This window comes from Paenibacillus rhizosphaerae, from assembly GCF_014192015.1.
Lineage (GTDB): Bacteria > Bacillota > Bacilli > Paenibacillales > Paenibacillaceae > Paenibacillus_AQ > Paenibacillus_AQ rhizosphaerae.
Genome location: NZ_JACHXJ010000001.1, coordinates 434,358 through 457,624 on the forward strand (window position 1 = coordinate 434,358; position 23,267 = coordinate 457,624).

18 protein-coding genes and 1 pseudogene are annotated in these 23,267 nt (G+C 53.6%); 16 read left to right on the plus strand and 3 right to left on the minus strand.

Annotation, left to right across the window (positions count from 1 at the left end; all coding sequences use genetic code 11):
- Nucleotides 1-32: 32 nt before the first annotated feature.
- The 3 genes and pseudogenes from FHS19_RS01795 to FHS19_RS01805 all read right to left on the minus strand — a co-directional run.
- Nucleotides 33-926, minus strand: a complete 894-nt coding sequence (locus tag FHS19_RS01795; RefSeq protein WP_183581332.1) for a cation diffusion facilitator family transporter — start codon at nucleotides 924-926, stop codon at nucleotides 33-35.
- Nucleotides 927-1,410: 484 nt separating this feature from the next.
- Nucleotides 1,411-2,058, minus strand: a complete 648-nt coding sequence (locus FHS19_RS01800; protein ID WP_183577788.1) for a metal-dependent hydrolase — start codon at nucleotides 2,056-2,058, stop codon at nucleotides 1,411-1,413.
- 184 nt (nucleotides 2,059-2,242) lie between these two features.
- Nucleotides 2,243-2,443: pseudogene (locus FHS19_RS01805) on the minus strand (helix-turn-helix domain-containing protein); the annotation flags it as partial.
- 331 nt (nucleotides 2,444-2,774) lie between these two features.
- On the opposite strand from FHS19_RS01805, the gene FHS19_RS01810 reads away from it, so the two are divergent.
- The 16 genes from FHS19_RS01810 (at nucleotide 2,775) to FHS19_RS01885 (ending at nucleotide 23,208) form a co-directional block, all read left to right on the plus strand.
- The gene (locus tag FHS19_RS01810) at nucleotides 2,775-3,515 is read left to right on the plus strand and encodes a tyrosine-protein phosphatase (protein WP_183577793.1); all 741 of its coding nucleotides are present in this window, start codon (nucleotides 2,775-2,777) and stop codon (nucleotides 3,513-3,515) included.
- A 40-nt stretch (nucleotides 3,516-3,555) separates the two neighbouring features.
- Nucleotides 3,556-4,305, plus strand: a complete 750-nt coding sequence (locus tag FHS19_RS01815; protein ID WP_183577796.1) for a YveK family protein — start codon at nucleotides 3,556-3,558, stop codon at nucleotides 4,303-4,305.
- A complete protein-coding gene (locus tag FHS19_RS01820; protein WP_183577800.1) occupies nucleotides 4,286-4,972 on the plus strand; it encodes a CpsD/CapB family tyrosine-protein kinase in 687 nt (228 codons plus the stop codon). The genes FHS19_RS01815 and FHS19_RS01820 overlap by 20 nt, the downstream gene beginning before the upstream one ends.
- A gap of 295 nt (nucleotides 4,973-5,267) precedes the next feature.
- Nucleotides 5,268-6,164 carry a UTP--glucose-1-phosphate uridylyltransferase GalU gene (gene galU, locus FHS19_RS01825; protein WP_183577803.1) on the plus strand — a complete coding sequence of 299 codons (897 nt, stop codon included), beginning with the start codon at nucleotides 5,268-5,270 and terminating at the stop codon, nucleotides 6,162-6,164.
- A gap of 83 nt (nucleotides 6,165-6,247) precedes the next feature.
- Complete coding sequence (gene wecC / locus FHS19_RS01830) at nucleotides 6,248-7,519, plus strand: UDP-N-acetyl-D-mannosamine dehydrogenase (protein ID WP_183577806.1); 1,272 nt, start codon at nucleotides 6,248-6,250, stop codon at nucleotides 7,517-7,519.
- On the plus strand, nucleotides 7,519-9,552 hold the full coding sequence (locus FHS19_RS01835; RefSeq protein WP_183577809.1) for a heparinase II/III family protein: 2,034 nt from the start codon (nucleotides 7,519-7,521) through the stop codon (nucleotides 9,550-9,552). The genes wecC and FHS19_RS01835 overlap by 1 nt, the downstream gene beginning before the upstream one ends.
- A gap of 47 nt (nucleotides 9,553-9,599) precedes the next feature.
- On the plus strand, nucleotides 9,600-10,721 hold the full coding sequence (locus FHS19_RS01840) for a glycosyltransferase family 4 protein (protein WP_183577811.1): 1,122 nt from the start codon (nucleotides 9,600-9,602) through the stop codon (nucleotides 10,719-10,721).
- Entirely contained in the window at nucleotides 10,711-12,195 is a 1,485-nt protein-coding gene (locus FHS19_RS01845) for a lipopolysaccharide biosynthesis protein (RefSeq protein ID WP_183577814.1), read from the plus strand. Before FHS19_RS01840 ends, FHS19_RS01845 begins: the two co-directional genes overlap by 11 nt.
- Nucleotides 12,192-13,322, plus strand: coding sequence for a GNAT family N-acetyltransferase (locus tag FHS19_RS01850; protein WP_183577817.1), 1,131 nt, complete (start codon nucleotides 12,192-12,194; stop codon nucleotides 13,320-13,322). The genes FHS19_RS01845 and FHS19_RS01850 overlap by 4 nt, the downstream gene beginning before the upstream one ends.
- A 52-nt stretch (nucleotides 13,323-13,374) precedes the next feature.
- Nucleotides 13,375-14,496 carry a GNAT family N-acetyltransferase gene (locus FHS19_RS01855; protein ID WP_183577820.1) on the plus strand — a complete coding sequence of 374 codons (1,122 nt, stop codon included), beginning with the start codon at nucleotides 13,375-13,377 and terminating at the stop codon, nucleotides 14,494-14,496.
- A 39-nt stretch (nucleotides 14,497-14,535) separates the two neighbouring features.
- Entirely contained in the window at nucleotides 14,536-15,753 is a 1,218-nt protein-coding gene (locus FHS19_RS01860; RefSeq protein ID WP_183577823.1) for a hypothetical protein, read from the plus strand.
- Complete coding sequence (locus FHS19_RS01865) at nucleotides 15,750-17,012, plus strand: glycosyltransferase family protein (RefSeq protein ID WP_183577826.1); 1,263 nt, start codon at nucleotides 15,750-15,752, stop codon at nucleotides 17,010-17,012. The genes FHS19_RS01860 and FHS19_RS01865 overlap by 4 nt, the downstream gene beginning before the upstream one ends.
- Nucleotide 17,013: 1 nt before the next feature.
- Nucleotides 17,014-18,234: a hypothetical protein gene (locus FHS19_RS01870; RefSeq protein ID WP_183577829.1), complete on the plus strand. Its 1,221-nt coding sequence runs from the start codon at nucleotides 17,014-17,016 to the stop codon at nucleotides 18,232-18,234.
- On the plus strand, nucleotides 18,231-19,631 hold the full coding sequence (locus tag FHS19_RS01875) for a glycosyltransferase family 4 protein (RefSeq protein ID WP_183577832.1): 1,401 nt from the start codon (nucleotides 18,231-18,233) through the stop codon (nucleotides 19,629-19,631). Before FHS19_RS01870 ends, FHS19_RS01875 begins: the two co-directional genes overlap by 4 nt.
- Complete coding sequence (gene cps2T / locus FHS19_RS01880) at nucleotides 19,628-20,857, plus strand: beta 1-4 rhamnosyltransferase Cps2T (RefSeq protein ID WP_183577835.1); 1,230 nt, start codon at nucleotides 19,628-19,630, stop codon at nucleotides 20,855-20,857. Before FHS19_RS01875 ends, cps2T begins: the two co-directional genes overlap by 4 nt.
- 167 nt (nucleotides 20,858-21,024) lie before the next feature.
- Nucleotides 21,025-23,208, plus strand: a complete 2,184-nt coding sequence (locus FHS19_RS01885; RefSeq protein WP_183577838.1) for a right-handed parallel beta-helix repeat-containing protein — start codon at nucleotides 21,025-21,027, stop codon at nucleotides 23,206-23,208.
- The last annotated feature ends 59 nt before the right edge of the window (nucleotides 23,209-23,267 follow it).

Sequence of the window (23,267 nt, forward strand, 5' to 3'; positions counted from 1 at the left end):
GTTGTAAAATACTAAGAGGCTGTCCCCCCAGGCTACTTCAGCCTGGATGGGACAGCCTCTTGTCCGTCATCGTACCATGGGTTCAGGTGCACCATGACGTCAGCCACCTGCTTCATTCGCTCCATGATCGTTTTTTTCACTTCCCGGCTGACATCATGCCCTTCCTGTACGGTGAGATGGTTGGGGACGCTGACTTTGACGTCGACGATGATGGCGTTGCCGAGCTCCCGGGCCCGGATGCTGTCGACGCGCTTCACGTTGGGAACGGAGTAGATGATCGAGCTCAACATGGCCAGCTGCTCGTTCGTAATGTTCTTGTCCATCAGAATATCGATGGACTCCTGTCCCATTTTGTACCCGAGCCGGATCACCAGGTACGATACGATAATCCCGGCCACCGGGTCGCCGTATTCCGTATAAGGGATATGATAGGCTTCGCCAAGCAGCGAAATGCCGATCCCGATGGATGCGGCTGCGGAAGCGTAGACGTCCGCGATATGGTCGTAGGCCGTGGCGATCAGGCTGCGGCTGTTCTCGGCCTTGCCGATCCGGATGCAGTACATGTACAGGATCTGCTTCCAGATCAGGGAAACCAGCGCAGCCGCGAGCGCGATCCAGCTGGCTTCGGCCGGGGGAACGAACAGCGACTCGATCGATTTATACACCATCAGCAGCGCCGCCATGACAAGTATGATCGCCACGATGCCTGATGCAATCGCTTCGGCTTTCCCATGACCGTAGGGATGATCTTCATCCGCCGGCTTACGGGATACCATGGCCGAGGTGAGTGCCGCTATCGTGGCCACGACATCGCCTGCATTATGAATCCCGTCGGCTACGAGAACCTTACTGCCGAATAACAGACCGACGATGATTTTGAGAAGGGTCAGCAGGACGTTGCTGACGAGGCTGACCCATACCGCCATTATTGATTTGCTGGCCACGGACTCCAGTCTCCTCGCTCCATTCTTGGGTTTATTCCTTTTATATAAATAGATTGAACTAAAGTTTGGTATTGAACTTGCTGTTACAACGGCCCGGTAGAGATCTATAACATTCATTTCTTTAGTTCATTCTGTATAACCAAAAAATAAACATTTCCTATTAAGCCAAAACATGACGCGCGCACAAAGCTAACTCCAGCATGACGTAACAATATCGCGCCTTGGTAGTCCTCCAAGTTAAAAGTATTCGGAAAAAGGTGGAATCATATACATCATATTCCCATTTTCCGGATCAAGCCACAGAACAAAAGCCTCCCGTGGCATTTGTCTTCTCCGCACAGCATGAAGTGCAGAAGGCTGACAAATAACAGGAGGCTTATGTCGGTTATGAGGCCAATATTAACGAAGTATGGCTGATGAAACAGCAGCTTTCCCGGTTCAAAGATGGATCGTCTAACTACAGAGTCTATTTAAACGGAAGTTTAAAGGATTTCCTGTAGAGCGGATACAGCCACTTCACACCGCTTGGCGTCATCGAATCGGCGATCAGATGGGACAAGTACCCCGCGGTTGCTACGAGCATGATCCCTTCCAGACCGAGGTATGCCTCCAGTCCGGAACTGATCCATGCCCAGAGCCAAACCGCCCAGACGGTATGGGTCATGCCGCGGTGCTTGAGCCAAGGGGCGATACCCACAAATGCGCCCAGTCCGGACATCCAGACCATGGCGTTATGTATTCCGGCATAAATCAATATGCAGCCAATCAGGCTGACGAGCACGTTACGGATCATGCCGTCTTTAATGATCAGTCCGAGCAGAAACAGGACGAGCGCCAAGATGGAATATTCGAGATAGAAGCTCCCTTTGGCGATATACAGGTACCCCATGACGATCACGAGCAGCAGCCCGGACCAGTACAGCCATTCTCTGAGCCATTTCGAGAATCGGCCGAGAGTAGAACTGAGCATGCTGGGGCCGTCGAGGTCTGCGCTGAGCGCCGATAAGGCGGAAACCGCGATGTACATCGCTGCATGCTTCAGCGTAAACGGATAATGGGCTGCGGCGGCAGCACCGATCACAACGCCTATTGCGAGATGTGTCGAACCCTTCATTTCTCCTCCTCTGACTGACATATGGATGATTGCAGGCAAACATATGTTTGCTATCGTATTATACACGTTTTGGCGTCTCGTGTACATGCCTGTCTTTGCTGGGAGGATAGGACAAAAGTTCATGTAACCAACAGGTCGGTTAATCGGCCGGATTGGCTGTATCCGAATTTGCGTCCGCCGCGGCTACCTCCGTGCGTCCAAGCAAATAATCTATGGACACCTGAAAATAATCAGCCAGCTTCGACAGCGTATCAAAATCCGGTTTCCTGCGGTTCTTCTCGTAGTGGGACAAGGCCGCCCGGCTGATCCCAAGGGATATGGACAATGCCTCCTGAGTTAATTTTCTCTGCTCCCTGAGCTCTGATATTCGGTTGCCGTAATTCATTTCTTTCCCCCCTTGGATACCCGGGTATGCATGAGCATTTGGACCTGCTAAATAACGCTTGACATGATACAAAATGTATCGTAAATTAACAGTGTCGTCAATAGTGAAAGCCGTTTTTGAACCGATTTACCCAAAAAAACAGGTTCATTCTCCTCTTGGAAGCTCAATCTTTATTCATAGATTAAGCCAATTCCAGGAATAAAGACGCAATTCGTCACAAACGGTTACACCAGGAAGCAGGAACCAGTGCACATTCTGTCGAGTTTCCTAACTTAATGATACATAATGTTTCGTTGTTTTTCAAAAATCAAAGAGATGGATGCTGATACGTATGATCGATACACACTGCCATATCCTGCCAGCCGTGGACGACGGGCCGAAAACGATCGATGGAGCACTTCGCATGGCTGCGGCTGCAGTGGATGAGGGGATTACGACCATCATCGCCACCCCGCACCACCGTGAGAGACATTATTTGAACTCCGCCAAAAAGATCAACCGCCGTGTAAAACGGTTTAACGCCAAGCTCAAGCGCCTCGGCATCCCCCTGAAGGTGCTCCCTGGACAGGAGTATCACCTTACCGAACGTTATCCTACCGAATTCCGGCGTGGACGGATCCAGACGCTTGCCGGCAGCCGCTATTTACTCGTAGAGCTCCCCTCCCGCAAGGTACCCGGGTATTTCACAGATTTTCTTGCCTTCATGAAACGGGCCGATATTCGGGTCGTCATTGCTCATCCTGAACGGAATTTGGGGATTATCGATCAGCCCGACCAAGTGGTGGAATGGATTCGGGACTTCGGTGTCCTGCTGCAGGTCACAACACAGTCGCTTGCCGGATTTTTTGGGGAATCGGTACAGAGCACGGCTGCGTACCTATGCAAACACCGGCTGGTCCATTTGATTGGATCGGATGCGCACAACACGGTCCGGCGGAAATTTTACGCGCAGGAGGGGCTTGGTATCATCGACAAGCTGTGTGGTGCAGGCTTTCGGAAGAACCTGGAGGACCATGCGGTGCAGCTCATCAGCGGAAAGGAGATCAGAACGTTTCATCAGCCTACTGTCTAGAGCGGACGGAAACCATTCGATGAAATTTGGGGGAATGATTATGGAATTCAAGCTGCTGCTGCAGATGTTAAGAAAGCGCCTTTGGCTGATCTTATTGGTGGTGGTCTTGTGCTCGGCCGGCACTGGTGCCTACAGCATCTATGTCATGAAGCCGGTTTATGAAGCAAGCAGCACGATGATTGTCAATAAGTCGAATTTGGACAGCGGGGGAAAACCGACGCTAGATATTAATGAAATCAATTCAAACATTATGCTGATCAACTCCTATAAGGTCATCATCAGCTCCGCTTCCATCATGGAAAAGGTCGTCGCCCAGTACCCCGGTCTGCATGAGACTGCGCAGGATTTGATGGACCGGGTTGAGGTCGTAACGACCCAAAACTCGCAAATCATCGAGCTTAAAATCCGCGATGCCTCCTACGAGCATGCCAAAGAGATCGTGAACGCCGTATCGCTCGTGTTCAAGCATGAAATCCCCCAAATCATGAAAGTGGACAATATTTCGATTTTGGACAGTACCTTGTCGACGGGTGCTCCCGATCCGGTCAGTCCCAATGTCCTCCTGAATATCATTATCGCTTTTGCCGCATCGTTCATGATCATCGTCGGCGTGGTGCTGTTTATGGAGTACTTGGATGACACGATCAAGTCCGATGAGGACGTGGAGAGGTATCTTGAGCTTACGACCTTGGGCGCGATCCGGAAAATGAACAAGCGGGACTTGCGAACGAGGGCAACCGCCCGATCCAAACAACAGGCAGGTGAAAAGTATGCGTCAGTCAGCCAATAAGAACAAGCTGATCATGAATGTCAACCGCAGGTCGTCGATCTCGGAAGGGTACCGCAACATCCGGACCAACATCCAATTTTCCGGCTGGAATCAAAAGCTGCATGTGCTTGCCGTGACCTCGACCCAGGCGGGGGAAGGGAAATCGACGACGATCAGCAATCTGGCGGTGGCCTATGCCCAGGAAGGAAAAAACGTGCTGCTGATCGACGCTGATCTCAGGCACCCATCGCTTCAGAGCATTTTTAACGTGCCGAACCGGCTTGGGCTTTCGAATCTTCTCGCCGAACAATGCGCTTTCGGTGATGTCGTGCAAACGACCGTGGTGGATAACCTGTCGCTGGTGACCGCCGGCCCGGTTCCTCCGAATCCGACGGAGCTGTTATCTTCGGACCGGCTGCAGGAAGTGATCGACGGCTGGAAGCCTGTATACGACATCATCCTGATCGACACCTCACCGGTAATGGCCGTCGCCGACGGCTTAATCGTCTCTTCCGTGTGCGACGGGGTGATCCTCGTTGTTCTGTCGGGCAAGGTCAAGCGGGAGTACATTCAGAAAACGAAAGAGAAGCTGGAGCTTGCGAAGGCAACGATTCTCGGCGTCGTTCTGAATCAGAAAAAGTATAGTAAATCCGAGGCGAACCAGTACCGTTATTACGGTCATCAATAGACTCTTGGGTGTCAAGGAAACCACTTGTTAATGAAGCATGTTTTTACAGGTTATGTCTACTGTACCTTTATCACGGGTAGGCACTCGGTCACGCTGTGGGTATTCGGATACCTTAGACGTTTATCGTCGAGAGTGTGATGTGAGGTCGGGTTCAATGCCCGTAAAACGCTCATGCTTCGGATGGAAGCATGAGCTATGCTGCCTGCAGGCGGTATAGCTCATCCTTTCATCCTGATGAACAGAAAAAAACATAAAACCGAAGGATACCACATTATGAAGTTGGGGGTTTATTCAAGTGAAAAAAGTGAAAAAGGCCATTATCCCGGCTGCCGGACTCGGAACCCGTTTCCTGCCGGCGACCAAAGCGATGCCCAAAGAAATGCTGCCCATCGTCGACAAGCCGACCATTCAATACATCGTGGAGGAAGCGATCGAGGCGGGAATCGAGGACATTATCATTGTCACCGGCAAGGGAAAACGGTCGATTGAAGATCATTTCGATTACTCCTTCGAGCTCGAGCTCAGCCTGCTGGAAAAAGGGAAGCTGGACGTGCTGGAAATGGTCCGGCGTTCGTCGGCCGTAGAGATCCACTATATCCGGCAAAAGGAAGCCAAAGGCCTCGGCCATGCCATATGGTGCGCGCGGAACTTCATCGGCGACGAGCCCTTCGCGGTGCTTCTCGGAGATGACATCGTCCGCGCGGAAACGCCCTGCATCGGGCAGCTCGTCCGGCAGTACGAAAAGCACGGCTGTTCCGTCGTCGGCGTCGGGCAGGTGCCGTCCGAGCACACATCGCGGTACGGCATTATCGACCCGAGTGCGATCCACGACACGGACAAGCGGACCTTTGAGCTGCGGAAAGTGGTCGAAAAGCCCGTCCCGGGGGAGGCGCCGTCGAATTTGGCCATTATGGGCCGCTATGTGCTTACCCCGGAAATTTTCAGCCTGCTGGAACACCAGAAGGCCGGCTACGGCGGGGAGATCCAGCTTACGGATGCCATTCAGCAGCTGATCGTCAAGCATCGCTGTCTGGCTTATGAATTCGAAGGGGAGCGCTTCGACGTCGGCGAGAAGCTCGGGTACATCCTGACCACCATTCAGTTTGCGCTTCGCCAGGGAGAGCTGCGGACGCCCCTCTTAAGGGAACTGGACCGGATTCTGCAAATCGAGAACGTGGAGCCGAAGCTCTAACGGTGATAGGCAAGCCTGATCAGCCGGATGAGCGGTTAAAGAAAGGTCATTACCACATTTGAAATGAAGGCAGGGGCGGACTTATGGTCAAAAAAATTTGCGTCGTGGGGCTGGGTTATATCGGACTGCCGACAGCCAGTCTGCTTGCGATTAAAGGCTTTGAAGTGCATGGCGTGGACACCAACCGGCATGCGGTAGAGCTGATTAACCAGGGCGAGGTTCATATCGTGGAACCGGATTTGGATATTATGGTCAAGGCGGCCGTCCAGAGCGGACAGCTGCATGTCTCGGAAGAACCGGAGGAGGCCGACGTATTTATCCTGGCCGTTCCGACCCCCTTCGAGGAAAACCAGAAGCCGGATTTGTCTTACGTCAGACAGGCGGCTGCTTCCGTGGCTCCTTTTCTCCGGCCGGGCAATATCGTCATCCTGGAATCTACGAGTCCGGTGGGGACGACCGAGATGGTTGCGCGATCGATTTTGGACGCCCGGACCGACCTGACCGTGTCCGGCTCACCGCAGCAGGCCGCCCGGCGGATCTATGTCGCCCATTGCCCCGAGAGGGTGATGCCGGGGCAAATCCTCCGCGAGCTCGTGGAAAATGACCGGATTATCGGGGGGATCGATATCGAGTCGACCGAGCGAACCGTGGCCTTTTACAAGCAGTTCGTCAGCGGGAAAATCCTTGAAACCAACGCCAAAACGGCGGAGATGGCCAAGCTGACTGAAAATTCCTTCCGCGATGTCAACATCGCGTTCGCCAACGAGCTGTCTCTCATTTGCGACCAGCTGGACATCAACGTGTGGGAATTGATCCGGCTGGCGAACCACCATCCAAGGGTGAACATTCTCCAGCCGGGACCTGGTGTGGGAGGGCACTGCATCGCGGTCGATCCGTGGTTTATCGTTCACGCCGCGCCGGAACAGGCCAAGCTGATTCATACCGCCAGAATCGTTAACGACTATAAGCCCGGTTACGTGGTGAATAAGGTGACGGAGCGGGCCAAACGGTTGAAGTCGCCCGTCATTGCCTGTTTGGGGCTTTCTTTTAAAGCGAACATCGACGACCTGAGGGAAAGCCCGGCGCTTGCGATCGTGGAGCATTTGGCGAAGGCCCGGATCGGGGACATTTATGCAGTGGAGCCGCATATCCAGCTTCTGCCGGCCTCGCTCGCGGCAGCCGGGGTTCATCTGCTTGAAGCGGTGGAGGCGGTCCGCAAGGCGGATATCGTGCTGCTGCTCGTGAATCACGACGCTTTCTCCTACATGGACCGCAACCTGCTTCAGGAAAAAATCGTAATCGATACCAGGGGTTTCTTCAGTGAGCTGCCCCGGGAACGGGTCGGTGTGCATTGATGTCCACGCTGATGATGAAAGTAAAAAAGCTTCGCAGGATGCCGCTGCATGCGGCGGCGGCCAAGGTCGCGGAAAAAGCGCTTGAGGAAACGCGCACAGCCTATCTCAGCATCCTTCACAGGCTGGCTCCGGCCGTGCTGAAGCCGAGCCTGTTTAGCGGATTCCGAAGCTGCGGCCGCTTCCTGTTCGATCCCCAGGATAAGGAGCGGTATACCGAGCTGCTGCGCGAAGGGGGTGCCGATACGGAAATTATCCGGCGGGCGGACCATATCTGCGCCCATGAGTTCGATTTGCTGGGATCGGGTCCCGTGATCCTCGGGGAGCGCCTTCCCTGGCACGAAGACTTCAAGACGGGATTCCGCTGGGAGCCCCGGTATTATAAACGAATCCGAACGGTCGATTTATCGAACCGGGCTGACGTGAAGGTTCCCTGGGAGCTTTCGCGTTTTCAGCATGTCTTCACGTTGGGGAAAGCTTATTGGCTGACAGGCAGAGAAGGGTATGCGCTTGAATTTCAAGCCCAGCTGGATGACTGGATCGAGGAGAATCCACCCGAAATGTCGGTAAACTGGACCTGCGCGATGGATGTGGCGATCCGTGCCGTCAACTGGATTGCGGGCATCTATTTTTTTCGGGACAGCCCTTCGCTGCCTGAAGCGTTCTGGGACCGGCTTCATGCCTCGCTGTACAGGCACGGCGGGTTTATTATGAACAATTTGGAGAACACGGGCGAGCATACGGGAAACCACTATTTATCCAATCTCACCGGGTTGATCGGGCTGGGCCTTTATTTTGGGGATATGGAGGTGCACGGCAAAGGAATAAGCGGATCAAGCCCCAAGGAGTGGCTCGCTTACGGCATCCGGGAAACCGAGCGGGAAATGTTCGTGCAGGTGAACGGGGACGGATCGAACTATGAGGCTTCCACTTCCTATCACCGGCTCGTCGCCGAGCTGTTTGTCCTGTCTTCGGTCTGGTGCCGCAGCAACGGGATCGAATTCACGCCGGATTACATGAAGCGGCTCGAGAAGATGCACGAGTTCATGCTGGACCTCATGAAACCCGACGGGCGAACGCCGATCGTCGGCGACGCGGACAACGGACGGGTGATGATCGCGTCCGGTTACGGCCGGTTGTCGCCGGCGGATTGCCGCTATATGCTGGCCGTGGCCGGCGAGCTGTTCGACCGCGACGATTTCCGCACCGCCGGACGCCTGCACCGTGAGGAAGCGATGTGGATTGCGGGGCTGCCTCCCTCGCACCGGACCTATGGCGAGCCTGAACGCGCGCCCTCGCCCCGGCTTTCCGCGGCGTATCCGGACGGCGGCTATTATGTGCTGCGCAGCAGCCTGGCGTACTGCCTGGTGCGCTGCGGAGAGCTGTCTTTTCGCGGCCAGGGGGCCCACAGCCACAACGACCAGCTGAGCTTTGAGCTTCAGGTGTCCGGCCAGGATATCTTTGTCGATCCGGGTGCCTATATTTACTCCGCCGATTACCGGCTGCGCAACCTGTTCCGCAGTACGGGCATGCATAACACCGTTCAAGTTGGCGGGCATGAACAAAACGATTTTGATGAACATGAGCTGTTTCTGATGCGGGAGCAGTCTTTCGCGCGCTGTGATGCGTTCAGGGAAAGCTTTTTCGCAGGCAGCCATTCGGGTTATGCCGGCAAGTGCGGCGTCATCCATCGGCGCGTGTTTGATTTTCGCGAGGGAGAACTGACGCTGTCCGACCGTCTGGATCCGGTGTCACCGGGAGCGGAAGAGATCCGGGAGATCCGGGAATTTACGGCTTCATTCATGCTCGCGCCGGGTGCCGCTGCAGCTATTACGGATGACATAGTCCACATTCGCCAAGCTGGAATAACGATACATATGAGTTTTGAGGGGGCATCCGCCGTCCAGCTGGAAGATTCCTGGGTTTCGGAACGATATGGCGTGAGGAGCGCAAGCCGGCTGATCCGGATCCGCAGCAGTCATCCGGAAGGGCTACGTACCCGCATACGTTGGAAATCGCAGCAGATACACAGGTAGACTTAGTAAACAATCGCAGCAGCTCAAGTGAACGGGGTGATCCTTCCATGAAAATCGTATTCATCGGTCCGCTTCCGCCTCCGCGCGGCGGCGTATCCGTCCATCTCAGCCGTCTGTCCGCCGTCATGGAGCAGCAGGGCATCGATTATGAGATATACAACGAAGAAGCCAAGGGCGCGGCCCGCAGCCCACACGTCCATCCTTTGAACCGGTACCGGCGGTTTCTGTTCAAGATCCCTTTTCTGAAGGGGGACATTCTCCATTTCCATACGATCGACCCGCGGCTTCGCAGTCTGCTTGGGCTGTATAAACGGCTTGGCCAAAAAATCATCCTGACGGTTCACGGCGTCAATCTGGAAGATCAGATCCGGCATTCCGGTCCACTGAGGCGGCGGATTCTTCTCCGCAGCCTGAAGAGCATCGACCTGATCATATGCGTCAATGAGGACACGACCCGGTTCTTGCGCGAACGGGGATTTCGTCATGACCAAGTGGTAACCATCCCGGCATATATTCACCCGCCGGACCGGGCAGAGGAGGCCAGGGCCATCCCTGCCGGGGTGTACACGTTTTTAGAAGAGGCGGATTTTGCGATTTGTGCGAACGGCTATGTCCGGTTTTACCGCGGGGAGGATTTGTACGGCTTCGATTTGTTGATCCAGCTGATGAAGGAACTGCGCGGACGCGGCAGCCGGATCCGGCTGTTGATTGCGGTTATGGGGGTCTCCGTGCAAAGCGGGGAAGAACGAAACCATTACATGAGGCTTCAACGGGAGCTCGACGAGCACGGCCTCAACGGCGACGTCATGTTCTATGAAGTGGACGATACGGAGTTCTATCCGATTCTGAAGAAGAGCCACTTATTCATCCGGCCGACGAACACGGACGGTTACGGCATGTCCATTGCGGAGTCGCTGCACGGACGCATTCCTTGCGCGGCGAGCGACGTATGCAGGCGGCCGGAGGGGACGGTCGTGTTCCGCTCCCGGGACTTGGCGGACCTTGCCGCCAAAGTTAGCGACATCATCGAACGCTATCCGCATTACAAGGAGCAGCTGCAGAACCTTCAAGTAAGGGATTATGCGGCGGAGCTCATCCAGGTCTATTCCAGCATTGCAGGAAAGGAATCGCCGAGTGGCAAGCCGGCTGTGGAGGTCTATGGAAAATAAAAAAATTCTCTCCAACGGCGTCGCCTATTTCTGTTCCTCCCTGATGACCCAAATGGTGAACCTAATCCTCATCCCGCTGTACACCCGCAACTTAAGCCAGCAGCAGTACGGACAATATGACATCATTCTCAGCATTCAGCAGCTGCTGGCGCTCGGGATTACGCTGGGCGTATATTCGGGCATGGTCCGGTTTTACCATGATTACGACAACAAGCTGGAGCTGAGAAATACGGCGGTGAATTTTTCCCTGCTGTGGGGGCTGGCATTTATCCTCGTGACATGGGCCGTAAATCCCTGGATCTACCCCCATGTGTTCGTTCAGTTCTCAGATTCCACCCATCTGTTTATTCCCTATGTCGTGATGAGCTCGGTGCTGGCCTGTCATAACTTGATCTATTCCAGCTACTATACGATGCAGTTTAAGGCGCTGCTCGCCAGCAGCATCCAAATCGCCACCGTGGCGTTCACGCTGGTCTACGCCCTGTACTTTTTTCTGGTGCTGAAGATGGGGGTTCTCGGTATTCTGCAGGCTCAGCTCTGCGGCCACTTGACGGTGTTCGTCCTGCTTTTCCTCATTCATATCCGGCAGTACCGTTTCAGGCTGAGTATCCGGAAGCTGCGGATGATGCTCGGCTACGGCACGGGTTTGATGATAGGCGATGTCTCCGCGTGGGTTCTGTCCCTCAGCGACCGTTTTCTAATCAAGGGCTTTCTGAACCTGTCTTCGGTAGCGGTATATTCCATCGGTTATAAAATCGGTATGCTGATCAATCCGGTGTTCATCAACCCGTTCATGTCCGTATTCACGCCGTTCAAATACGCAATGTACAAGGAAACGGCCGGACCGGAGCAGATCCGTAACATGTTCAGGCTGTACAACTTCGTAGGCTGGCTGTGCGTGCTCGGGCTCTCGCTGTTTGCCAACATTGCCACGCAGCTGGTTGCCACCGAGGCATACCGGGATGCGAACTACATTATCCCGATCGTGGCGATTTCGTATTTTTTAGCCGGTGCGGCCGACTTCTATGCGCTGGGGCTCCATATCGCCAGAAAAATGAAGCTGTACTCGATGATTATCATCACGGCCGCTCTGATCAACGTCGGCTGTAACGTGGCGCTTATTCCGCTTCTTGGGCTGTACGGATCGGCCATATCCACCGTGATCGCTTATATGGCTTCGAATTATTTGTTTTACCGATTTGGCACCAAGTATTATTCGATTGGGCTCGGTCTGCTGTTTCCGTACAAGTACTTGTCCGTTACCCTGCCGATTTACGGCATTTATTTCGTCTTGATGCAGGTCATCCACTCCGTGCTGCTGGAGATTCTGTTTAATGGAATTCTCTGCTGCGGCTTCGTTTACTTATGCCTGCTGTGCAAGCTGGTGACCCGGGCGGAGCTGGGAGGGATGATCCGGCAGGTGCTCAAGCAGAAGTCCAATATGTCCATGAAAGGAGTCCAATCCGAGCTATGAATACCCGAATTGTGACCGATATGGAGGGGTTTCAAAGCCTTCAGGAAGACTGGGAGCGGTTGGAGCTTCAGGATCCGGATGCGACCTATTACAGTACGTTCCAGTTCAATTATTTCTGGTGGAAAACCCACTCCAAGGACCCGGGCAAACGGCTTTTTATCGTGTGCTGCCTCCTGGACAACAGGGTTGTGGGGATCGCCCCGCTCATGATCCGCCGTGACCGCAGCAGGCTGTTCAGCTGCAGCACGCTTTGCTTTATCGGACAGGGCGATTATTTCACCTTTTTGCTCGAAAGGGGGAGCGGAAACGAAATCAAGATCCTGAAGGAGCTGTTCGGCGCTTTTCACGCCCATGACAGCCTCTGGGACAAATTCGAACTGATCCATCTGACGCAGGAGTCGCAGCTGCTCCACTACCTGCTTCGCCATGAGCAGTATAACGAACATGTGCAGTATCTCACTTCCTGTCCGGTGATCCCGATCAGGGAGCATGAGACCTACGAGCGGCTGAGCCAAACGAAGGATTTTATCAAAATGAAAAAGACGCGGGATAAGTTCCGCAAACAGGTAAACTACCGGTTTAAGGTCGTTACCGGCGAACAGAACGCGGAAATCTACGATCGTGTAGCCCGGGTTCACCTCCTTCTCAAGGAGTACCTGCAGTCCGAAAAAGGCAGGTCCGAAAGGCGAAGCCTGTTTGAAAACCAGTACACCGACGAGTTTCTCAGACGGCTTTTCCGCAATAACGATCGGGTGGTCGTCTTTCTGCTCGAGGATGAACGCGGGGAAATTATCAACTACAGCATCTGCTATCTGTACAAGGATGTTCTGTACGATTGGAATTCGGGTTACGCCCCCGAATATTCTTCTTCTCACGGCTTGGCCAACGTGCTCATGATCGAAACGCTGGAGCATTTGTTCAAGGAGAAGCTCGGCAAGCGGCTCGACTGCGGAGCAGGCAGCTATGCCTGGAAGTTTAAATGGACCAGCCGGTTCAACGTAAACTACACCTTCAAGATGTGGAACCTGCTGAAAGCCAGGGGCCGGTTGTACCGGTTCTTGTCCGGATTCAAGACCATGCTTCAAACCGCCTTCATCATGACCGGAATGATCGAGATCATGCTGTAATGCCTGAGCGGCAGCCGAGTTGACTCAAGGATAAAGGAGTTTAACTGGAATCATGAGTATAAAAATTGTTAACGATACCGATGGATTCCTTGGCATTCAAAAGGATTGGGAGCGCTTGCAGGAGCTGGACGACGAATTGACCTACTATAGCACCTTTCATTATAACTATGCATGGTGGCTGACCTTTGGAGAGGACCGGAACAACAAGCTGTTCATTATTTGCTGCAGCCGGGACAACGAAATGGTCGGCATCGCTCCGCTCGTCATCCGTACGGTGGATAAAAAAATCGTGAAATGCCATGTGCTCGGCTTTATGGGCAAGGGTGATTATTTCAATTTCATCCTCAATTCCCAAAAGGGCAGTCCGGCTGCGATCATCAAAGAAATTTTCAAAGCCATCGAGGACCATTCGGACCTGTGGGACAAAATCGAATTGACACACCTGGCAACCGACACGTCGCTGCTTCATTTTTTGCTGCGCCATGACAAGTACAATCCGAGCATCAAGTACCTCACCTCCTGTCCGAGCATCCGAATCGGCGGTTTGGATACCGCAGCCGGGTGGGAGACGACCGGAATCAATGCCAAGGCGAGAAAGAAGCTGAGGAAGCTCCAGCAGGAGACCGGTTATCAATTCAAAATGGTGGACTGCCGGCAAAGCGGCGATATTTACCACCGGATCTCCAATGTTCACAAGCAGGAGAAGGCGTATCTGCACGAGCAGAGGGGAAGGATCGACCGCAGAAGCCTGTTTGAAGACCAAAAGAATGAGGAGTTTTACAAGCGGGTATTCATGAATAACGACCAGGTCATCGCTTCCTTCCTCGAGCTTAAGGATTCGAGCGTGATGATCGCCTACCAGCTGTTTTTTCTGCACAGGGGAAAGCTGTACGGCTGGAATACCGGGTATTCGCCCGATTATGCGAAATACGGCGTTTTCGACGTGCTGATGCTGGAAACGATCCGCCGGCTGATCGAGCTGGGGCAGGTGACGGACATCGATCTGGGTGCCGGTTCATATCCGTGGAAGTTCCGGTGGACCAATCAATTTACCGTCATGTATTCGCTGCAAATGTGGAACAATGACCGCCTTCACACCAGGCTGTACCGAATGCTGGTGAAGGGGAAGGGGATCTTGAAGTACCTGAACCGGAAAACCGCTATGCATTCCTGATGCCGTGGGGTGAAGGAAAAGGATAAGGGGAAAATCGTCATGTACATGGAGAAATGCAAATGGTTTAACGGCGCCGATTCGCCCGTTTTTTTTATGGTCGATGATCTGGCCAATACGTGGGTGGACGTCAACCATAACGGAATTCCCGACCTGGAGGAGGATTGGGGATACTGCAAAAATGGAGAAAACTCTTCCTTCCGGTACTTGAATGAGCATATCCTGCGGCTATTTCCGCAGGTCAAGGTAACCTTCTTCGTTCCGGTAGGGATCCGGTCCGGCTTGTCCGATCAACCGGTGTGCAGGCAGACCTCCCTCCCGATCAACGCCGACGAGGAGAGTAAGGCTTTCTTCCGCGGTATTCACCAGCACCCAAGCTATGAACTTGCCTATCATGGAACGACCCATGGCAGAACGGGACCGAATCCGGAGGATTTTGTACAGGAATGGGAGCTGTTCAAAAGCGCCGAAGAAGCACTGGAGCGTACGTTGGAAGGGATGTCGGTCTATGTGGATGCCGTCGGTGAAAGGCCGAGAGGCGGCAAATACTGCGGGTACGCCGGCAACGATTGCTCGGATGAAAGCATTGAAAGGGCCGGGTTCATTTGGTGGTGCAGATACTGGAACCGGGGGGCGGGAGACCCTGCGATGAAACGGATCAGCGGCGGGGATCAAGATCCGCTCACGAACTTCGATATTAAACGCTTTGGCGAAGGCGGCGTCATTGACATTCCCTCGACAGTGGACGGAGGGCTGCTGAACGGGGTTTACCGGCCGGAAGCTTCCTTGAAGGGGATGGCCAAACGGCTCTTAAAGACGCCACTTCGCCGCTGGAAGCTCCGTGAACTGGATTATTTGCTGGAGAATAGGCTGGTCATCGGGATTCAGGAGCATATTTCCCCCGCACGCGACGACGGAAAAAGGCAGTCCCCCAACATTTTTGACGATTGCGGCAGCTTGCAGGCGATTTTTCGTTATTTGGAAGGGAGAAACGTATGGTACTGCACCGGGTCGGAGCTCGCCGATTACGTGAATCTCCGGGATCATGTGCAGGTCGTGACCTATCCGGGCGAGGAAAAGTTGTTTACCCTGGAGCACGAATCCAGATACGGAAACGGCATTCTCTCGCTGAAGCTGGACCTGTCCAATCCCGCAAACATCCTGCTGCCCGACGGCACGGCGGTCCGGGTAACGGCAGGGATCGCGAACCTTCCGGTCATGAAAGGGGAATATTTCATTCGGAAAGGTGAAATCAGATGAAGAAGACGATGATCGTCATCTCGGATTATACCGAAGGTGTGCCGGTGGTCGCATCCGTCCGGTATGCCGGGTTGATGAAGCATTTTAAGGAACAATACCGCCTTATCGTCGTGAACGACCGGAAATACGGCCCGACGCCAAGCCGGTATGCCGCTGTCAATTACAAATACGATACGCCCACCAGTACCTTTACGCAGACGATGGTAGGCGGGGAGACGTCCGGGAGAGGCATCAAGCAGCTTATTGAAGGAGTGCTCAGAAACAAATGGACGATCACGGCATGGAGGAACTATAAGTACAGCTCCTATGCTTTCAGCCGAATGAACATCCGCCTCTTCCGCGAACTGGACGCCTGCCTGGAGCAGAACGAGGTATCGGCCGTATTTTTGACGATACCGGATGTGTACGGACTGTACATCCTTGACCACATCAAACGCAAGGCACCGGGAATTCCGGTAGTGATCGAGATCAGGGACATTATCAACCACAACATCGGGGAGGGCCAGCCCCGTCAGGCCTACCGCAGGGCGGAGAGGATGATCCCCCGGCTGGCGGACGAAATCGTGGCCGTGTCGCAGGGGATCCGGGAGCATTATGAACTTGGGCAAGAACGGCCGTCCATACGGCTGATCCGTAACGGCTACGACGAAGAACCGTTTCAAAACTGCGTATATCAACGTATTTCCGACAATGTTCGCGAGCTGACAATGGCTCATATAGGCTCCATCTATAAAGGACGAAATATACATGCATTGATCGAAGGGCTGCAGCTGTTTTATGAGAGGTCCGGCATACGGATCAAGCTGAAAGTAGCAGGGCTGCTTGACCAGCAGGCGGCCAAGGATCTGTCCAATTTGAACATGACAGGTGACGGGGTTACGGTGGAGATCGTAGGAAGCGTCAGGCATGAGGCGGCGGCGTCCCTGCTGAAAGAAGCGGACGTGGCGGTCATTCTTACGCATACGAAGGGAAGCGATTATGCCATCCCGGGTAAAACCTTTGAATATATTGGCGCGTGTAAGCCGATCCTGGCCGTTACGGCCGACCGGGAGCTGGTGGAACTGGTCCACGGCCGCTACGGTATTTGCGCAGGCCATCACCGGGACAGCGTGGCGGATGGTTTGGCGGATTTGATCGCCAAGGAGTTCGATTTTTCCGGCCGGTCAGCCTTTTCCCGTACGAATCAGGCTGAGCAGATTCTGTCCATGATCAGGGAGCACATCCATGGAGCGACGCAAAAAAGAGTAAAGAGGGTATAAAATGGCGCTGATTTTGTCGTGTTCCTACGTGCTGCATGAAATGCTGTCCGCCAATTTGGACCTGCTGTATTTTCTCAGCCTTGTCCTGATTTTGGTGGATATCTATAAAAACAAACGGCTGACGGTCAAAGCACTGGGTTACATCTACCTTATCGTCTTGTATGCGCTGCTGCAGATCGTACTGAACGACCAGATCGAGATTCCAAGACTGGTGATTAACGTCGCGAAAATCTTTCTGAACGTTTTTTTATTCATTCAAATCAAGGAATCGAAAATTCCTTTACCGGTATGGAGAAAAATGGCCGTCTATTCCTCCCTCCTTCATGTATTCCTGCTTGCTGTCAGCCTGGCGTTTAAAACGGAGTGGCTGTGGAGATTAGACGAAACGGTCAATATTTATCAAAAAACGAGGCTGTCGCTTCTGTACTTTGAACCGAGCGAAGCCTCTTTTCATGCCGCCTTGCTGGTCCTGCTGCTCGTTTTCTTTGCCCTGCGGGAGAAATCAGGGTCCAGGAATCTTCTCCACTTTGCGCTGATCGGCGCGAATCTGTTCATCGTGGTGCTCTCGGCCGGCATGGGCGGGATGTTCAGCCTGTCACTGGCCTGTGTCGTCATGTACTTGTTTTATTTGAAGGAAAACTTCAGCGCGGTCCGGGTGCTCGGGCTGATTGCCCTGACCTTTCTGGCGGTTCTTAGTGTGCTGGCGGTCGTGAACAGCAATAACAGCTTCTATCTCCGCTTTAACGATATCGTAAACGGAAATGACGGGTCGGTCGTCTACCGGTTCAACGTCAGCTTTCGCGTCATGAAACAAATGCTGATGGACACTCATTATTTCGGCATCGGATTCGGCAACCTGAACACGGACACGATCCGTAACGCGTATGCCGGATTCGGGCTGGTGGATGTCATCTCCAACTCCTTCATGTACGCCATGGCCGAAGGAGGGTGGCTGATGCTCCTTCTCCTCGCTGTCTTCTTCCTGTCGCTGATCCTTCCGGTTCGTCCGGAAGAAAAAATATTGAAATACGCGCTGCTTCTCTTTATTGTCAGCTACCAAATCGCCGGCGGATATTTTACGAACCCGGTCAATTGGATTGTCTATGGAATCATAGCCAATCCCTATTTGCTTCGGCACAGCCGCAGCCCAAATCCCGTTCCCGCTGAGAATCGGCCCGCCGCAGGCGTTCACAGCACGGGGACCTTGGAGTTGAAGCGATGAAACTGCTGCATGTCACCCTCGGGTTGCCCCCATACCGAACAGGCGGACTGACGAAATACAGCGTCGATCTCATGTTGGCTCAGCTGCAGCAGGGGCATGAGGTCAGCTTGCTGTATCCGGGGCGTTATACGTGGTCCGGAAAAATGAAAACAAAGCCAAACCCTCCGTATGAAGGCATCGGCGTATACGAGATCGTCAATCCGCTTCCGGTTCCCCTTCTCGGAGGGATCGGCCACCCACCCGCATTCTCCCGGGCCGGGGATCCGGCGGTTTTCCTTGAGCTGCTCCGGGAAGTACAGCCGGATCTGATCCATTTTCACACTTTGATGGGGATCCATAAGGAACTCCTGGAGGCGGCCAAAGCGCTGGGAATCCGGACGGTGTATACCTCACACGACTACTTCGGTATCTGCCCCAAAGTCAACCTCCTGAATGCGAAGGGAAAGCACTGCGACGATTTTGACCAGGGAAAGAGCTGCATATCCTGCAACCAGCATGCGTATTCGCCGCACATGATCTACATGATGCAGTCCTACAGCTACAGGCGATTGAAAAACAGCCGGATTCTGCAAAAAACCCGCAGGTCCGTGAAAGAACGCACTTCCGGCAATTCCAGCAACAAGCCTAGGAAAGCGGGGGATTCGAAGCCTATGATTCATCCGGAACGGGCCAACGAATACAAAGAGCTTAGAAGCTATTATTTACAAATGTATCAAATGATCGACGAGTTTCATTTCAACAGCCAGGTGGCGAAGGAGATTTTTACGGCTTACCTGAACGTGATGGGAAAAGTCCTGTCCATCCGCCATCGGCATATGACCGACCGGAGAGTCTTGAAATCGTTCCCTTCCGCGGATGAACCCCTGCGTATCGCTTATTTGGGGCCGGTTGACCGCTATAAAGGATTTTTTCTGCTGCAGGAGGCGCTGGATCACCTGCCGGATACCCACTCGGGCCATTGGCATCTTCACGTTTACGGAAATGACCGCATCCCGGAATCGGCACCACCTGCCGAGCACTGCACCTTTCATGGCCGCTACGAACCGGATCAGCTTGCGGGTATTTTTGCAGAAACCGATCTGCTGATCGTCCCCAGCGTATGGAAGGAAACCTTCGGTTTCGTTGGGCTGGAAGGGTTGGCGCACGGGGTACCGGTGCTGGTTTCCAGACAGGCGGGCGTGAAGGACATGATCGCAGACGGAGTCAACGGATGGATTTTTGAGCCCGATCCCGCGGACCTGGCGCGGCGTCTTACGCATCTATTGGCAAATCGGCATTTGCTGGCCGCGGCGAACCGCAGCATCGTAAATAGCGAACTGGACTTGTCCATGCAGCGTCATGCCCAGGATATCTATGAATGGTATCTTCAAATCGGAGAAGAGGTCGTGGTCAAATGAAGCATGTGTTTATCGTTGGCTCGAAAGGAATACCGGCGAAGTACGGCGGGTTTGAGACCTTCGTCGACCAGTTGACCGGAAGAAAAACCGACGGGGATACCCAATATCATGTCGCCTGCCTGTCCGACCGCAAAGCCAGGGAATTTGTGTATCAGGATGCGCGCTGCTTTCCGGTACATACCCCGAAGATGGGGAGTGCAAGAGCGGTCGTCTACGATGTGCTCAGCCTGCTGGAGTGTCTGAAATATATCAAAACTCATCGGCTTGACAACTGTATCGTTTATGTACTGGCCTGCCGGATCGGCCCTGTTTTCTATATTCTAAAAAGGCAGCTCAAAAAGCTGGGGGTGCCTGTGTTCGTCAATCCTGACGGGCATGAATGGAAACGGGGAAAATGGAGCGCACCCGTCAAACGCTACTGGAAGTGGTCCGAGAGACTGATGGTGAAGCATGCGGATCTTCTCGTTTGCGATTCCCGCGGGATCGAGCAGTACATTCATGACATGTACGCCCGTTATGAGCCGAACACAACCTTTATCGCCTACGGGGCGGACGTGACGCCGTCGCCGCTGGACGATGAGGATCACCGGTTTACGGATTGGATGGACCGGTTTGGATTGTCCAAATACGGATATTATTTGGTCATCGGCCGCTTTGTTCCGGAGAATAACTATGAATTGGTGATCCGCGAGTTTATGAAGTCGGGCACCGCCAAAGACCTGGTCATTGTGACAGGGGTTCAGCAGCAGCCGTTTTATGACAAGCTGAGGCAAAGAACGGGTTTCGATTCGGATCCGCGGATCAAATTTGTAGGAACCGTCTACGAGCAGCCGCTCTTGAAAAAGATCCGGGAGCAGTCATACGGATACTGCCATGGTCATGAAGTGGGCGGAACGAACCCGTCCCTCTTGGAATCGCTTGCATCGACCCGGCTGAACCTTTTATTTGACGTCGTATTCAACCGGGAAGTCGGCGGAGAGAGCTGTCACTATTTTTCGAATGAATCCGGTGCCTTGAGCAGGCTGATCGATGAGGCTGAATCGTGGAGTCATGAACAGCTGGAGGAGCTTGGGGAACGGGCGAAGCACCGGATCCGGAGCCTGTATTCGTGGGACCAGATCGTACAATCCTACGAAACGCTGTTTCAAGGGAACGATTATGTGCGGGCGAAGCAGGCGGGCGGACGACGGTTGGCGCGCACCAAGGGCACGACAACACCTTTGTAAAGTAAACCGAATCATCCGCTAGGGAACAGCATTTCAACACTTGGATAAATGGAGCCTGCGGCAATTAAAATAGGCAAGCAGCCCTAGGGAAATGTCCAAAGCTAAGCAAGTCTGCCCCGAATACAATAGCATTGGACTTGACATTCGTTGATGGGGAGGTTTTGCCTATGGGTCGTCTTTTCAATAGGCATCGGCATAAGAAGGGAATAGGGCAGCGGGGAAACGGAGGAAGCGCCAAGCCGGAGAAGAAGATCGCTTCCATATCGGCAGCTGAAGCGACCGGCGGGAATCTTCCACTGAACTCGGTGGGTACGTCCAATCTGGTGGACGGGGCCGTGGTGACGACCAAAATCGCCGAACATTCGGTCACCGCCGACAAGCTCGGTTTATCCTGGCTGAGCGTTCCTGCCGCCGCAGGCTTCACTGATGCCCTGAGCCGGCTGAAGGCTCAGGGGGGTGGCGTGCTCGTAGTCCCCGCGGGAGATTACCCGATCCCGGCCGATACGGTGGTGGATCCGGGCATTACCCTTCGCTTGATGAACGGAGCCCGGCTGAACATTGCACAAGGAAAAGTGCTGACCATTAACGGCGGCGTGGAGGCCGGATTGTACCCCATCTTTACAGGTTCAGGGACCGTGAATGGTGCGCTTGCCGAATATTATCCGCAGTGGTTCGGGGCGGCTGCCGACGGGAACGCGGACGATTCAGCCGGTATTCAAGCCGCCGTCAACGCCGCGAACAGGTCGGGGGCGACCGTGGTCCTGCCTGCAGGAACGTATAAAATCAGGGAAATCAAGCTTCAGAACCGGATGAAGCTGAGAGGAGAGAAGGGCGCTGTACTGGAGCCGTTTACCGCGGGTCAGGATGCAAAACTGACGGCTTCCGGCGTAACCGATTTCGAGGTGGCCGATCTTGAGGGTCGCATTAGCCTGAGTATTCTGTCCAGTTCGGATTTCGTCATCCGGAATCTCCGGGTTCGTCAAAATGTAGAGGGATGGCATATTTACCAGTCCGAAGACGGACAACTGGTGGATAACCGCATCGTAGAATCCGCCAACAAGGACGAACGATTCATATATCTTAACGATTGCACCCGAATGCTCGTTCAGGGCAACCAGATCCGAAATCAGATCTTGTTCAACGGCGCAGATCCGAACAGCAACACGGGAATCAATATTTCCTCATCCAGTTACTGCCAAATCATTAATAACTATGTGGAAAACTGCGGCGGCCAGGGCATCTGCTTCGACACCAATACAGGGATTGCGGACGCTGAGTCCCGGGCCTGCTTCAGCAACATTGCCGCAGGCAATATCGTGATCGGAAACGGGCAGGAAGGGATTACGGCATTTGCTTCCAAACAATACGAAACCTATGATATAACGATCGTAAACAATATGTGCATCAATAATCGTTACAACGGAATCGAATTTTGGGGCGTTAGGCAGGGCGTGATCGAAGGGAACAGCATCAGCGCGCCCACGATGAAGGAGTACAGCTTCGGGGCGATCAACATTTTCGCGACAAAGGACGTCATCATCGACGGCAATTCGATTGAGAATGTGCCGACGTCAGGGATTGCCCTGGTCAATGGACCGAAATATGCGGAGTCCCGGTGCCAGAATATCGTCATCACGAGCAACCGGATTTTGAACTGGAACAGCCTTGACCTAAGCCCCGCGACCAATCATGACCAGATCTGCGGGATTAATTTGTTCAATGCCGACTGCTGCCTGATTCAAGGGAATCTGCTGATGGATACGAGACCCGGCCGAAAAAATATCGTCAAAGCCATTTCCGTAGTGGAAGGCCGTCATCTGATCCGGGGCAATATCAATCCCCAAAATTTGTTGATAGACGACCATGTGGAAGCCGACTTGGCCTGGGCCGGGCACCAAATTGCCGAACGGTCTCCTTTCGTGCGGTTTTCATCCTTGCCGGGCGACGTCAACAACGGCGTCATGACAGGGGTGGATTCCGGGACCGTATGGTATAACCACAGCAAGCGGGCATTGTTTTATAAAGGATACGATAAAACGATGCTGACCCCGCTGGTCCTGGATGAGAAGAGCTCCTCCGGGTTTCCGTCCGGAGACTATGCGCCGGGATTTTTCAGCTATCAGACTCAAACGGGAAGGCTGTTTTACCGCGGTAAACCGAATAACTCTAACGGCAAGTATGCGGAGGTTGTGCTGAAGGATAAGTTCATTAATTTGAAAAGAAGCACCGAAGTGTCGAAAACCCCGGTGGAAGGGGACACGTATTACGATACCGTCCGGAAAAAGCCGGTCTATTACGATGGCACAAACTGGAGAGATTTCAGCGGCAATATCGTTAGCGTGAACCCATAATCAAGGGATGTCCTGTGGAGTTGGTGTGCAGATCATATGATGGTAGAGAGAGGGGTTGT